This is a genomic window from Microbulbifer sp. MLAF003, assembly GCF_030012965.1.
Taxonomy (GTDB): Bacteria; Pseudomonadota; Gammaproteobacteria; order Pseudomonadales; family Cellvibrionaceae; genus Microbulbifer; species Microbulbifer variabilis.
The window spans coordinates 1,299,640-1,313,331 of record NZ_CP120232.1; the positions used below are offsets into that span (position 1 = coordinate 1,299,640).

Here is a 13,692-nt window from a genome sequence, read left to right on the forward strand (position 1 = left end):
TGATATAGGTAATAGTTAACTGCAGTAGGAATAATTTTGGCTATTGATAAGCGGCGAGTTGCGTTGCTGGATATTGATCACCAGATTCATGAGCAACAATACGGTGATGATGTAGATGAATCCTCCTTGATTCGATCGGGGACCGTGGTTTGGGTGTTCTTTTTGTTGATCATTGCCTTATTTATATGGTCATACTTGGCGCGTGTAGATGAGGTATCTTCTGGCAGCGGGAAGGTTGTGCCGACTTCACGAGCACAAATTATTCAATCCCTAGATGGTGGCATACTGGCACAGCTAAAAGTTTCTGAAGGGGATATTGTAGAGAAAGGACAAGTTTTGGCCCAGCTAGACCCGACAAAAGTCCGCTCTAATATGGATGAAAGTTCAGCAAGGTATCGAGCTGCCTTGGCGAAGGTGGCTAGATTAAGTGCTGAAGTGAACCAGACGCCTCTACGCTTTCCTGAGGAGTTGGTGGAGCATGAAGAATTGCAAGCTAAGGAAAGAAAATTATTTGATATTCGGAAGCAGGGGTTGCTGGAGTCAGTGCGAGGATCAAAAGAGTCTTTGGAGCTGGTTAGGAGGGAACTGGCCATGACCAGCAGCCTAGTAGATTCAGGTGCTGCTAGTAGTGTCGATGTTCTTAAATTGCGAAGGCAAAAAGCGGAGTTGGAAACGAAAATTCGTGAGCTTAACTCCCAATATATGGTGAGAGCTCGGGAGGAACTTGCGAAAGTAAGTGCTGAAGTGGAAGTTTTGGCTTCTGTACTGGAGGGGCGCTCAGATACGTTAGTCAGGCTTACTCATCGATCTCCAGTTCGAGGTATCGTAAAAGCTATTGAAATTACAACCATTGGAGGAGTTATTCCACCTAATGGAAAACTGATGGAAATAGTACCTCTGGATGACCAGTTACTTATTGAAGCAAAAATATCTCCAAGGGATATAGCGTTTATTCATCCTGGACAGCTTGCCAAAGTAAAAATTACCGCTTATGACTATGCGATTTATGGTGGCTTGTCTGGCGAGGTTACGATGATATCACCCGATACTATACAGGATGAGGTGGCACCAAATGAATTTTATTATAAGGTTTTTATTTTAACAACTTCTGATTCGCTGGAGAATGGTGCGGGTAAGAAGTTCTCAATTGTGCCAGGAATGATCGCTTCTGTAGATATTAAGACTGGATCAAAAACGATTTTTGATTATCTGATGAAACCAATAAGTCGTGCCAAGGAGGCAATGCGAGAGCGGTAGCAGGTATGTTGATGAATAAGTTAACAATACAGTTTATTTTTGTTTTCTGTATACAGTACACACTTTGTGCTTATGCCGATGAATCCAAGGTTATAGCGCTTACAGCATCTGTAACTGTAAATAATAAATTGGATCGCGATATTTCGGGATATATTCATCGTATTTCTGTTCCGGTGGAGGATGGTGTTCAGCAGAGACTGCTCTCTGTTCGCTACAAGCACCCAGAAGTGCTGAAATATAAAAGGCATAAAAGGGGCGATACAAGATATGTTGAATTTAAATTTGATGTGCCTGCGCAATCATCAGTAACGAGATCAGTTATTTTTGAAATGGAGCTAAAAGAATACAATTATAAAGATTTGCCAAAAGGTACAATCGCCTACCCGAAAGGGCGCTATATCAGGCCGCAGAAATATATAGAGTCAGAGTCCCCACCAGTTAAGTTACTTTCCCAGAAAATCCAGTCCAGTTCGAAAAGTGATGAAGAACGCTTATTGGCTGCATTTCAAGCGCCCCAAGATATAATTGAATATCGGGTACAGTCAACCAAAGGTGCATACTATGCAGTGATTCACAAGACCGGTGATTGTACAGAATACGCTACTCTTTTTACGGCTTTGGCGAGGTCAATGGGTTATCCGGCTAGAGTTACCTCTGAATTTCTATTTGCCAGTAGAAATGAATTTTCCCAACCTAATCACCATGCTGCAGAGGTCTATTTCAATGGTAGGTGGTTACCGGTAGATCCAAACTTAGCAATAGATAGCAAATTTGGATATGGATTTGGAAGTGGAAGAGTTAGTAAGATTACTTTAACCAGGGACTTTACTTGGGTCTGGTCTAATGTATGGCCTGAAAGGTTTCAGCCACATGAGGAGAGACCGAAGGTAACAATCAATTGGAAAGTTGAAATCATTCGAGGGTCTTGAGAATTGAATGGGGGAGAATAGATTACTATCAGGCATAGCCAAACTGGAGGTGCAGTGCCATGTATAAGATCAAGTCGGCTTTCGGAACTCCAATTTTGGTCAAAGATTGGCCTGACTCGGAGAGGGTTAATGAGCAGTTAACGGATATTATCCTCGGTAAGGAATCATCTATTCCTGCTGCCAAACGTTCTAATATTGGAAGTTGGGACTCTAAAAAAGACTTACTCGAATGGCCATACAAAGAAGTAACTATTGTAAAGCAGCGTATAGTTTCAGTTACCCGGGAGATGACAATGAAGGTCACTCGGGGGAAATACAGCCCTGCTGCCCAGGATATGTACGCCCATGCCTGGGCAAATGTTTCACGTGCAGATAGCTATCGAAAAATACATAATCATGAATCTTGCACATGGTCGGGTGTTTATTATGTGCGCTCTGTGTTATCTCAGGAGAAAAGTAAAAGTAGCGGCATTATAGAATTTGTTGATCCGAGAATGCTATGTATAACTACTGAGTTACCTAATAGCAATTTTGGCGGTAGAGTCAGGGTAATGCCGAGAGCTGGGAGAATGGTATTGTTCCCTAATTGGTTATTACATTATGTAAACCCTGTAGAAGATAACTCACTAAGAATTTGCATTGCCTTTAATGTAAAACTGGAAACCAGTACATTAAAGCGGCGTAGTGCAAGTATGCTTTCCCTAGGAGATGTAATGTTCTCTGAAGATCAGGTGATGGATCAGGGATAAATTCGTGCCTATTTCGCCATAGAGGCTTCATCTGATATTTTTAATGATGTTTTTTGTAAGAGGGCAGGAATTTTACCGAAGTCCGAGTCTCTTCTTGAGCCCTTAACCAGGATAAGGTCAAAGTTTTGACAGAATCCTGTAATATGATCCACTAATGCAGGAGCGTCGGAAAAGTGAGGGCCCAAAATATCTGGTGGTAGACATTCTCGTAGATATAGCATGTCTTCCCCGTGGGTAATAACCCAATCTACTTTACTTTGTAGTAATGGCTTAGCCAGACTGGCATGTATTTCCTTGGATTTTTCACCGAGGTGTACGATTCTTCCCAGAACGGCAACCTTTCTACCCCCTTGTTTTACCATACTTTGCGAAAATACAGAGAAGGCATTTAACATAGAGCTTACAGTGGCGTTCCAGCTGTCATCAATTAACGTGATAGACTGGCCCCGTATATTCAAGCTTAATCGCTGTAAATGACTTTCATCAAGGTGAAGCTCTTGTAATCGCATAGCGGCTTCATCGAGATCTCTGCCAAGGGCATAAGCGACACTGATTGCGGCTAAGGCATTATGTAACATTCCAATGCTGGGTATGGGCACTCGCAATTCAAGTTCCCTGCTTGGTAATTGTAATCTTACCCAACTACCTAATTCGTCCGCTCGAGTATTTATTATCCGGATTTCGGCATTAGCGCTTTCGCCAAAAATAATTACTCTTCGTGCATGTTTCTTGGCTTTGTTTAGTACATAGTCAAAACACTGAAGGTGTTCACCGACGATGGCGATTGCGGATCCCACCAAACCATCATATATCCTTGACTTCCACCTAGCAGTGTCCTCCACATTTTTTACTTTCCGATCCGTTTGGGAAATACCGATTTCAGTGATCAGTGATATGGTGGGTTTAATACGATGAGTGATAGGGCCCCGTTTCATCCACAGTGCACTTTGTGCAACCTCTATAACCGCTGCCTCGTGATCCTTACTCAGGCTAGCCAGCATAGAAGGTGCCCCTACGCGGGAATTATAGTTTCCCAGGCTGGTCAATACTTGGTCCCTTGGTCCCAGCATTTGCCCGATCATTTTTAACGTGGTGGATTTTCCGGCGGTGCCTGTAAGTGCAATTACCTCTCCGTCAAATCGATCTCTTGCTGCGAGACCCAGCTCAATAATAGCTTTGATCGGGTCATCCACTTTCAGAATCGGGAGCTCCTTTGGTAATCCTTCGACTGGTCGTGCGACTATGGCTCCTGCAATACGGTGAGCAAAACTAGGTAACTTTTGATGGAAATCCCAAAATTTTGCGGACGTTTTTGAGCTTTGCTCGTGATACATACGATCGAGATTGGTATGGGCAACAAATAAGATTGGATCCAGGGAATCTTCGATAAACGCACTACCGGAAATAACACTACGTACAAACCATCCCTCGGGTGGGGGCACGAGCCATGTACCACCGGCAATTGCAGTAATTTGCTTCGCATTCCAAGTCTGTCCTGGTGGGTGATCGTAGATTATGGATGGGAATTCTGATCGATACTGTGGGATTTTCCGTTTGCGGTTTTCCCCGTTCCTGGAAAAATTTATTTTTGTGATCATACCAGCAATAGGTACTGGTTTGATCTTAGTGCTATTGGAAACAAGACCGATATGAAGTTGAAGATCCACATCAGTGATGTCTCTACTGGCTGGTGGCCTTAAGCCGTATAGATCACGGTAGATAGTACCGGGCTTCCAGCGACTTGTAGGCAATTGCCAGTCACATGGATCATGGTCCATGGATTTGCCCCAGTAGGGCATTGTGGTTTTCACCACTGGAACTGCACGACAATCCAGGCGAAAGTCCTCCTGGATTTCATTGTCTGTTCTCCAGAAGGATTCCACCCACAGTATCTGCCGGGATTTGACCTCTCTTGGGTAGAAACGCACTCCTAACAATTCCAACGGGCCTATTTTAATTGAAGTGGTTTGTGCATCCACGGGAACAGCTTTTACCTGCCAGCGCGGATTGAGAGATGGTTGCTGCTGGAGCGCAGTGATTTGGTAGAGAGTCTTTGGGAAGCTCGGAAGATTAACATGATCGCGCCTGGGGGGCGTGAGTCTTAGGATTGCGGTGCCTTCCTCGCATAAGCTCAGTTTGGTACCAAGCGGTAAGCACTGGTTGGAAAACTGTCGGCTAAGATTCACCGCTTCTTCCCTCGACAATTGCGTACTAAAACCAAAGCCAACTCCTACCGGGACAAAGGTAATCTGCTCGACTCCATGTGTACTGAGTTGCAGACGAAAGATGCCGCTATCCGCGAGGCTGTTACGAACGGCATCAAATAGTAAGTCTCCCGCGTCGTGGATAATAGGGCGGTTGCGATAAACCTCGATACCCTGCAAATTATGAGCACTGGTTCCGAGTATGGCGTCTGCCCCGGCATCAATAATGGCATGGCCCACATCAATTTGTTCTTTACTGGGATAGGTTTCGCGATTTGCTCCCCAGTGTACAGCCACAATTACTACTTGGGCTTGTGTGCGAGCGGCTGAAATCCGGGGGCCTAAAGTCTCTCTCCAGAGCTCGGGCAAGGATAATGGCAAGTATGCGCAACCGGCAGAGGTTGGCCCAGCGGCAAAACGGGGCTGAGTCGCATCTATCGAAAATAGGGCCACATTAAGGGCGCCGGCAGGCCTAAATACCGGCTGTAGAGCTTCATCCAGGTTTTCGCCGGAACCTGTATGGCCTATGCCGGTGATGTCCAGCCAGTGTTCCTGTTCCAAAAGAGCCTCGGGACCATAATCTCCACTGTGATTATTAGCAGTGGTTACGATATCAACTCCAGCAGCAATAAGCACTGACAACATTTCCGGCCTTGCGCGATAGTAGTAGGAAGAACTCTCACCCTTGGAGATTCCCTGTTCTCCTTGGGTGGAGACAACGCACTCCAGATTTACTGCACTGATATCAGCGTTCTTAAGTGCGGGAATTTTCCCGAGAACCTCATCGACTCCCAATTGTGCAGTGCGATAGTGTTGGCGTCGGCCTAGATTTACATCTCCGCCCCAGGCGAGTACTGGTAGGTTCTCTATTTCTAATTGTGCTGTTTTTTCTTCATTGACATTGTCTACCGTTTCAGCCGGTTGATTGATAGGCTGCTCAGAAGCATTTTGGGCGATAAGGAATTTGCGGTATGCAACGAAACCAGATAAATAGTGTTCAACATCATCAATTCTTATCCTGAAAGCGTGATGTCGGATGAAGAAGCTACCCAGGATTTTTTCTGGGTTCTTGAAGAACATGGCAAATTCAGGCCAGAAATGACCGTTGAGTAAGTAAGCCGCTCGTTTATGTAACGCTCGGTAAAAGTGCTCCAGGTCAACCTGGTCCAGTAAGTACTGGAATTCACTCTGTTGCCCCAGCCGCACAATCATTTTTTCGGCGGCCATCATTAACTCAAGAAGGGTTGGAAAGGTCGTAATCCGGTTTTCGACAAAATCCAGGTAGTTGGTAAAGTTACGGATGCCAAACTGGTAGTACTTCTCTTTTGGCCTATAAATGGTAAGTTCATTGACACAGTAGCTCAGCCAGTGATCATGGGCTCTCCAATGGCCGGATACGATAAAGTAGTCAAATGCTTTTTCCACTACAGCCAGCCAGCGCTCGTCCTTGCTCCAGTCATATAGGCGCATTAAACCAAACGCGGCTTCCCCGTCGTAGTAGATAACCCGATGCTGGTCCTTTATTTTGAGACTGGGATATTCAAGAACATGACAAAATTGGCCATTTTCGGGGTTTTGCATAAATGCAATACCCACCGCGAGTTGTTCCATGAGCTCAGCATATTCTTGGGTTTGTACCACCTCTGAGTATTTTACGAGGGACAGTAGGCTTACTGCATTGCCACCAAGCTTGATTTCGTTATTCGGCTCAACCAGGAATGCACCCACCTGCCCGTCACTGAGCGCTATTGGTTTAATTAATTTATCGGTGAGTAATTTGAGTGAACGTTGAATGGCTGCTATCAGGGATGGCTCTTTGGTGACCTCCCAAGCCTCGATCATTGCATAAGTACTGCTCGCGTGGCGCAGGTTATTGTAGGTGTTGATCTCCCTGTCGAAGCAGGCATGCCATCCATAATGGAAAAGCCCATTGGGTTTTACCTGGTTGGCCAGGTAATGACTGCCGCTTCTAATAAGCTTTGTTACCTGCTCGTCGCCCAGTTTGTCGATAATCCGTCGCCCGGCATTTAATCCCGCTTCGTATAAGTACACAGGTTCCTGATCTTTTTCGCAGAACAGCCCTTCAGTAGAGAGAAGCATGACGCTGCGCTCTTCAGATAGATTCAGGTCGCCCTGCTGAGGAAAACGTTTTTTATAGTAGGAGAGGAAATTCTTTTCGTTGAGGAATGCGTGGTCGATTTTGTTGCCGCCATAGAGCATGGCGTTTCCATTGAGTTCCTGTTCGAGGAAAGCAATTTTGCAATTGACATCCAGTGCGAGACCGTAGCGGAAGTAGGAGCGCTTGGTGTCCTGTAGAAGTTCATGCAAACCGGCCAGAGTCATCGTACTCCTGCGGGTCACCCAATCTATTCGCAGCCAGCAGGGCTCCATTTTTGACTGTTGTGCAGCCCTACGGGTATTTTGAGCGAGCTCCTGCCAAGCACTTGGAAAATCTTTTGCATGAGAATGTCGTACTTCAGCACGATGCTTGGCATCACTAATTGAAAAAAAAGCGTATAGGGTGGACTGACCTCACGCAGTGCCCGCTCTACCAAGGGGCGCGCCTGCATCAGCATGCTGGATAGGGACATGTCGCTATTGTTCTCTCTGGATTCCGAGTTGGCAGAAATTACAGTTTTTATTTCTGTGATAACTACGGGAGGACTTTCCTGCTGGAGTATAGACTTACGTACAGATCCTGCCGGTAATGGGAGAAATATCGAATGATAAGTTGTTCCCAGATAAATTTTTTATGAACAAAGAAAATTGGGTTTTCAAAACTAATTAACTTGGATAGTATTGGGGATACCGCGCTGAAGAATGGAAGGCACGCAAAGTGCCGAAGGTTCTCATAATTAACCCTCAGGCTATTTAGGAGGGTTAATATCCAGGTTGAATGATTTTGCAGGTTATACGCTTGCCAATCCCTAAAACCCGAAAGGCGATCCTTTCGGGTTTTTTGTCAGAAAATTATTAACCGACTAATAAGATATTGGCCCTCGCGGTTGATTACCCTGTCGACTTTAAAGGCGATACATGGGCATTAGGCCTGTGAGAAAGGCTGTTTTCCCTGATTTTTGCTTAGGTCTTGCTGTTTGGCGCGGAGTTCAAAGAGCCTGAAAGGGCTATTTGAGAACAAGGAAGAAATTGATGTGGAGTATTAGGTAATGCGTTGGAATTGGTGGCAGAACCTCAGGAGTTTTCCTCCTCTGGTCTGGATAATATTAATAGGCAGTTTTTTTAGCCGTGGCACTTACTTTATGGTTTGGCCTTTTCTGGCCATTCTTCTCTTTAATAAGTTTGAGTTGGGGGCAGCGGAAATAGGTTTAATTCTCAGTGCTTCAGCAGTTGGTGCGGCTTTGCTGGGCTTTTATGTGGGTGCACTATCTGACCGTTATGGGCGTAGAAATATTCTGTTACTGGGTTCTGCAATTAACTTATGTTCTTTTGCCCTGTTGGCAGTAACCCAGACATTACCGGGATTTATTCTGGCAATGACCCTTTGTTCAATCGGTCGTGCTGTTTGGGAGCCGCCAGCAAGCGCCTTGATTGGTGACTTAATGGATAACAAGGCAAGTCGTGAGTTGGCCCTGCAGCTGCGTTATTTCCTTATTAATGCGGGAGCCGCATTAGGGCCTATTGTTGGTGTATGGGCGGGGCTCAGTGCGCAGCAGTCCACCTTTGGCTTAACTTCTCTCAGTTATTTGCTCCTGGCACTGGCGTTTATTTGGGGATTTGCAAAAACAGAGACGGGACAGCTCGCAAAGAGCAATGGTGATGGCTCTGTCGATTTAGGCAGTACCCTGTCGATATTGCGCAGGGATCAGGTGTTTATGGTTGTGATTGTTGCCAATATCCTCACGATGTTTATCTATGCCCATATGGATTCCAGTCTGGTGCAATATCTGACACGGGCAGAGGCTCCGCGATTGGTTGAGCTGATATCCAGCATGATTTTTGTGAACGCAATGACCATCGTATTATTGCAGTTTCCACTTATGCAGTTGATGCGCAAGCTGGATATTAATGGGCGAATTATGATCGGGCTGGTGATATTAGCCGCGGCACAAATGTGGTTTGCCCTCAATCCGGTGCACTGGTTTTGGGGCTGGATGGGGGCGACCTTTGTCCTCAGTTTGGCTGAAGCGATTCTCTTTCCAACCATGAGTGTACAGATAGACCGGTTGGCGCCTGAGCATTTACGCGGTACCTATTTTGGGGCCTCTTCCTTTTACGCTCTCGGTTGGGCCTTGGCCCCACTGGCTGGAGGGGTGGTTTTAGAGTGGTGGGGTGGACCGACGCTTTATTGGATGTTGCTCGCGCTTTGCGGTGTAGTATTCGTGCTTTATCGCACAACAGCCTACCTCTCCCGCCCACACTGGCCGGAACGGGAAGAGCCGACAATCTCTTCAGGTGAAAGTGCCAAAGCCACTGGATAGTAAAAGGCACCCTAAATAAAACGTTTTTCGGATATATAAATAGAAAGGTATCTGTGAGGCATAAAAAACGGGAAATCCAATAATAAGCAGATGGAGTTTCCCGTTTTGATTTGATAGAGAAATTCCCCGACAAGAATATTGCCGGGGAATTTTTTAGATCTCTGCTGCGAGGCGTGAGCCCTGGTCAATAGCGCGTTTGGCATCGAGTTCTGCGGCTTCGTCGGCCCCACCGATCAGGTGGGTCTTCACACCGCGCTCCTGTAACGCTTCATAGAGTTTGCGAGCGGGTTCCTGGCCGGCGCAGATAATAATGTTATCCACTTCCAGCAGTCGCTCTTCTTCACCTATGCGAACATGCAGTCCTTTATCGTCAATTTTGTCGTAAAGAGCACCGGCAATCATCTCTACCTTGCGGTGTTGCAGGCTTCCACGGTGAATCCAGCCAGTGGTTTTACCTAGACCTGCACCTACTTTGGTAGTTTTGCGCTGGAGCAGGTAGACCCGGCGAGGGGTGCTTACTGCTTCGCGGGGTTTCAGGCCAGAGCGCTGTTCCAGCTCAATATCCACACCCCATTCACTAAAGAACTCTTCTTTATCGCTGGCAACTACTTCCTCTTCAGTGGAGTGGGGCCCGTCGTGAGTCAGGTATTCCGCCACGTCGAAACCGATACCACCCGCGCCAATAATGGCCACTTTTTCGCCGACTGGTTTTTTGTGCTTCAGTACATCCAAATATCCCAGCACCTTGTCGCTCTCAATACCTGGGATCGGTGGAGTGCGTGGTTCGATGCCGGTGGCGATAATCACTTCATCAAAAGACTGCAGGTCTTCTTCGGTAGCGATAGTGTTGAGCTTGACCTCAACGCCAGTCACTTCCAAGCGGCGTTTGAAGTAGCGCAGGGTCTCCTGGAATTCTGCCTTGCCGGGAATCTGCTTGGCGATATTAAACTGGCCACCGACTTTGTCGCTGCCTTCAAACAGGGTTACCTGGTGTCCGCGCTCGGCGGCAACAGTGGAGGCAGCCAAACCGGCGGGGCCGGCACCGATAACAGCAACTTTTTTCACGTTTTCGGCAGGCAGGTAGTTCAGCTCAGTCTCATGACAAGCGCGTGGGTTGACCAGGCAGGAGGTGAGCTTCAGCTGGAAGGTGTGATCCAGGCAGGCCTGGTTACAGCCAATGCAGGTGTTGATTTCATCGGCGCGGCCCTCTGCGGCCTTGTTGACGAAATCGGAATCTGCCAGGAATGGGCGCGCCATGGAGATCATATCGGCCTGTCCGGAGGCCAGAACTTCTTCGGCCACTTCCGGTACATTGATACGGTTACTGGCAACTACCGGGATAGATAGGTGCTGTTTCACCTTGGCAGTAATATCGGTAAATGCGGCGCGGGGTACATTGGTGGCGATAGTGGGAACACGCGCTTCGTGCCAGCCGATACCGGTATTGATAATCGTGGCGCCGGCTTTTTCGATAGCCTGGCCCAGGGCCACTACTTCGTCGAAGTCACTGCCGTCTTCCACCAGGTCCAGCATGGACAGGCGGTAGATAATAATAAAGTCTTCGCCAACAGCCTCGCGCACACGGCGAACCACTTCGATCGGCAGGCGGATACGGTTCTCGAAGCTGCCGCCCCACTCATCGGTACGCTTGTTGGTGCGCTTTACGATGAACTGGTTAATGAAGTAACCCTCGGAGCCCATGATCTCCACGCCGTCGTAGCCGGCTTCGCGGGCCAGGGTGGCGCAGCGTACGTAATCGTCGATCTGGCCTTCAATTTCCTCACTGGTCAGCTCGCGCGGAGTGAAAGGGTTGATCGGAGCCTGGATGGGGGAGGGAGCAATCAGGTTTTCGTTGTAAGCGTAGCGGCCTGTATGCAGGATCTGCATACAGATTTTGCCGCCTTCGGCGTGAACGGCCTCGGTCACTTCCCGGTGCTGTTGCGCCTCTTCCGGGGTGTTCATTTTAGAGGCACCCTTAAATACGCCACTCTCTTCGTTGGGCGCGATACCCCCCGTTACAATCAGGCCAACGCCACCGCGGGCGCGCTCAGCGTAGAATGCCGCCAAACGGGTAAAGCCACCGGGGTGTTCTTCCAGGTTGGTGTGCATGGAGCCCATCAGCACCCGGTTTTTTAGGGTGGTGAAGCCCAGGTCCAGGGGGGCAAGCATATTAGGGTAGGCTTGGGACATGGCAAAATTCTCTTCTTGTAACCTTTGGGGTTCATGTATATATGCAAAAAAGTGCATATCGTTGCCCAGCAGGATAACAAGAGCCTTTGACGTGAAACAGTGACCTTTCCGGTCGAATTCAGTGATCAATTCCTGACGTTTTATTAAACTATTTGCGTCCCATTCTCATTTGGCGGAGATGTCTGTTTTTAAAGGGATTTTCATCTGTTTATTTACACAGCCAAAACCGCGAGAAGCTGCTCTCGCAGCCAGCGATTGGCGGGATCTTCGTGTAGATTTTTGTGCCACAACAGGTGCCAGTCCATCAGGGGTATTTGGAATGGCAGCTCGAATAGACGGGCAGAATATTGACTGGCCAGACTCGCCGGTACTGTTAGAGCCAAGTCGGTACGTAACACTACCAAAGGCGCCACTCGGTAGTGCTGTACTCGAAGTTTGATATTGCGTCGCCGCCCCAGTTTGTTCAGAGCTATATCTGCCAACCCAGGACCCGTGCGCCTACTGGAGACATGGATATGTTCCAGCTGTAGATATTGATCCAGTGTCAGGCTTGACTCCCCGGCCAAGGGGTGCCCATTGCGCAACATACAGAGATAGCGGTCTTGGTGCAGGCGCTGTTGCTGCAGCTGGGGTGCTGTTGCCAGAGGAATATCCAGGGCGAAATCCAACGTATTGGCGGCCAGTTCTTTTGCCAGCTGATCCCTGGGCACGTGGAATGACTCTACTGTTACACCCGCCGCCTCTTTTTCCAGGCGTTCCAAGAGGGGCGGTAGCAACAGGGTTTCTGCCATATCGTTCATAGATAGTCGCAATGTTTTGCGTGCCAGGGCGGGGTTGAACTGGCGGTGTTCATTCAGGCTGGTACCAAGCAGGGAAAGGGCCTGCTGCACCCTGGGCATAATGGATTCCGTAAGGGGGTGGGAGTCATGCCGGATGGGCCGCGAATAAATAGTGGGTCGTCCAGGGTACGGCGCAGTCGTGCCAAAGCATTACTCACCGCAGGTTGGGTGATATGCAACTGTTCAGCCGCACGGGTGAGGTTGCCCGCGCTATAAATGGCCTCCAGAACCAGGAACAGGTTCATATCCATTTTTTGCAGCTGCATAAGTGCCCCATTCATAACCATTGTGAATGATCACATATTCGCATAATAAACTTTGATGATTCAAACGAGAGGGCTAGGGTTGGAGCTCCATAAAAAGAGGAACTCGCTGTGGCCGAATCAATTGTGGTGCGCCATGGACAGGCGTCCTTCGGCGCCGATGATTACGACAATCTCTCCGATGTTGGCTGGCAGCAATCCCGCTGGCTGGGAGAATACTGGCGGAAGACTGGCCAGAAATTTGACCGGATTTTATGTGGCAGCCTGCGCCGCCACCGGCAGACCACCGTGGGCATTTGCGAAGGTCTTGGCATCGATTTAGACAGCCACTTGACGGTAGTTTCCCAGTTGGATGAATTTAATTTCCATGAGGTGGCGCGTCTTTACAGTGAAAAAATTCCTCAGCTACCCCCGGCCCCAACGCACCCCGTGCCGATTTTTACCGTTTTTTGATGCAGGGCATGCTCGCCTGGTCCGCAGGGGAAATTACTCCTGCAGAGAGTTGGCAGGCATTCGAAAATCGCATTCGTGAAGTTTTGAATTTCATCAGCGATACCCCCAAAGGCAGTAAAACCCTGGTAGTCAGTTCCGGTGGGGCTATTGCCATGATGGTGCGGCAGGTATTGGGAGGTCCTCCCGAGACGGTGATCAAACTCAACATGCAGATACAGAATACCGGCACTACCCGTTTTTTCTCTAGCGCAGGGCAGGGCCTTAGCTTGAACAGTTTTAACCACGTGCCTCATTTGGAGAGAGAGGAGCGCCACACTTCCGTGACTTACAGCTGAATTAAAACCTACAACGCAATTAAAGGTGAGAAGA

The 13,692-nt window shown here is 48.1% G+C and carries 11 protein-coding genes; 6 read left to right on the forward strand and 5 right to left on the reverse strand.

Going from position 1 to position 13,692, the window contains the following annotated elements; translation table 11 throughout:
- The first annotated feature begins 36 nt into the window (after positions 1-36).
- The 3 genes from P3339_RS06275 to P3339_RS06285 are packed head-to-tail and all read left to right on the forward strand — an operon-like array spanning position 37 to position 2,935.
- A complete protein-coding gene (locus P3339_RS06275; RefSeq protein ID WP_282952750.1) occupies positions 37-1,257 on the forward strand; it encodes a beta-barrel domain-containing protein in 1,221 nt (406 codons plus the stop codon).
- Positions 1,258-1,268: 11 nt separating this feature from the next.
- Positions 1,269-2,186: a transglutaminase-like domain-containing protein gene (locus P3339_RS06280; protein ID WP_282952751.1), complete on the forward strand. Its 918-nt coding sequence runs from the start codon at positions 1,269-1,271 to the stop codon at positions 2,184-2,186.
- Between the two features lie 59 nt (positions 2,187-2,245).
- Positions 2,246-2,935 (forward strand): TIGR02466 family protein, encoded by a 690-nt coding sequence (locus P3339_RS06285; RefSeq protein ID WP_282952752.1) that lies wholly within the window; start codon positions 2,246-2,248, stop codon positions 2,933-2,935.
- An 8-nt stretch (positions 2,936-2,943) separates the two neighbouring features.
- Here the strand turns inward: P3339_RS06285 and P3339_RS06290 are convergent, their stop codons facing one another.
- Both P3339_RS06290 and P3339_RS06295 read right to left on the reverse strand, forming a co-directional pair.
- A complete protein-coding gene (locus tag P3339_RS06290) occupies positions 2,944-7,482 on the reverse strand; it encodes a CapA family protein (RefSeq protein WP_282952753.1) in 4,539 nt (1,512 codons plus the stop codon).
- A gap of 23 nt (positions 7,483-7,505) precedes the next feature.
- Positions 7,506-7,730, reverse strand: coding sequence for a hypothetical protein (locus tag P3339_RS06295; RefSeq protein WP_282952754.1), 225 nt, complete (start codon positions 7,728-7,730; stop codon positions 7,506-7,508).
- A gap of 576 nt (positions 7,731-8,306) precedes the next feature.
- Here P3339_RS06295 and P3339_RS06300 point away from each other — a divergent pair.
- Complete coding sequence (locus P3339_RS06300) at positions 8,307-9,578, forward strand: MDR family MFS transporter (RefSeq protein ID WP_282952755.1); 1,272 nt, start codon at positions 8,307-8,309, stop codon at positions 9,576-9,578.
- Between the two features lie 153 nt (positions 9,579-9,731).
- Here P3339_RS06300 and P3339_RS06305 read toward each other — a convergent pair whose 3' ends face one another.
- The 3 genes from P3339_RS06305 to P3339_RS06315 all read right to left on the reverse strand — a co-directional run bounded on the left by P3339_RS06305 (position 9,732) and on the right by P3339_RS06315 (position 12,873).
- A complete protein-coding gene (locus tag P3339_RS06305; protein ID WP_282952756.1) occupies positions 9,732-11,768 on the reverse strand; it encodes an NADPH-dependent 2,4-dienoyl-CoA reductase in 2,037 nt (678 codons plus the stop codon).
- Positions 11,769-11,980: 212 nt separating this feature from the next.
- Positions 11,981-12,667, reverse strand: a complete 687-nt coding sequence (locus P3339_RS06310; RefSeq protein WP_282952757.1) for a LysR substrate-binding domain-containing protein — start codon at positions 12,665-12,667, stop codon at positions 11,981-11,983.
- Positions 12,622-12,873: a helix-turn-helix domain-containing protein gene (locus tag P3339_RS06315; protein WP_282952758.1), complete on the reverse strand. Its 252-nt coding sequence runs from the start codon at positions 12,871-12,873 to the stop codon at positions 12,622-12,624. Before P3339_RS06315 ends, P3339_RS06310 begins: the two co-directional genes overlap by 46 nt.
- 108 nt (positions 12,874-12,981) lie before the next feature.
- On the opposite strand from P3339_RS06315, the gene P3339_RS06320 reads away from it, so the two are divergent.
- Positions 12,982-13,323: a histidine phosphatase family protein gene (locus tag P3339_RS06320; protein WP_282952759.1), complete on the forward strand. Its 342-nt coding sequence runs from the start codon at positions 12,982-12,984 to the stop codon at positions 13,321-13,323.
- 8 nt (positions 13,324-13,331) lie between these two features.
- Complete coding sequence (locus P3339_RS06325) at positions 13,332-13,658, forward strand: histidine phosphatase family protein (RefSeq protein WP_282952760.1); 327 nt, start codon at positions 13,332-13,334, stop codon at positions 13,656-13,658.
- The last annotated feature ends 34 nt before the right edge of the window (positions 13,659-13,692 follow it).

What these genes read in the sequence shown, in the direction of transcription:
- P3339_RS06280 (WP_282952751.1), top strand. Translation starts at nt 1,269, where the DNA reads ATGAATAAGTTAACAATACAGTTTATTTTTGTTTTCTGTATACAGTAC.
- P3339_RS06285 (WP_282952752.1), top strand. Translation starts at nt 2,246, where the DNA reads ATGTATAAGATCAAGTCGGCTTTCGGAACTCCAATTTTGGTCAAAGAT.
- P3339_RS06290 (WP_282952753.1), bottom strand. Translation starts at nt 7,482, where the DNA reads ATGACTCTGGCCGGTTTGCATGAACTTCTACAGGACACCAAGCGCTCC.
- P3339_RS06295 (WP_282952754.1), bottom strand. Translation starts at nt 7,730, where the DNA reads ATGTCCCTATCCAGCATGCTGATGCAGGCGCGCCCCTTGGTAGAGCGG.
- P3339_RS06300 (WP_282952755.1), top strand. Translation starts at nt 8,307, where the DNA reads ATGCGTTGGAATTGGTGGCAGAACCTCAGGAGTTTTCCTCCTCTGGTC.
- P3339_RS06305 (WP_282952756.1), bottom strand. Translation starts at nt 11,768, where the DNA reads ATGTCCCAAGCCTACCCTAATATGCTTGCCCCCCTGGACCTGGGCTTC.
- P3339_RS06310 (WP_282952757.1), bottom strand. Translation starts at nt 12,667, where the DNA reads ATGCCCAGGGTGCAGCAGGCCCTTTCCCTGCTTGGTACCAGCCTGAAT.
- P3339_RS06315 (WP_282952758.1), bottom strand. Translation starts at nt 12,873, where the DNA reads ATGCAGCTGCAAAAAATGGATATGAACCTGTTCCTGGTTCTGGAGGCC.
- P3339_RS06325 (WP_282952760.1), top strand. Translation starts at nt 13,332, where the DNA reads ATGCTCGCCTGGTCCGCAGGGGAAATTACTCCTGCAGAGAGTTGGCAG.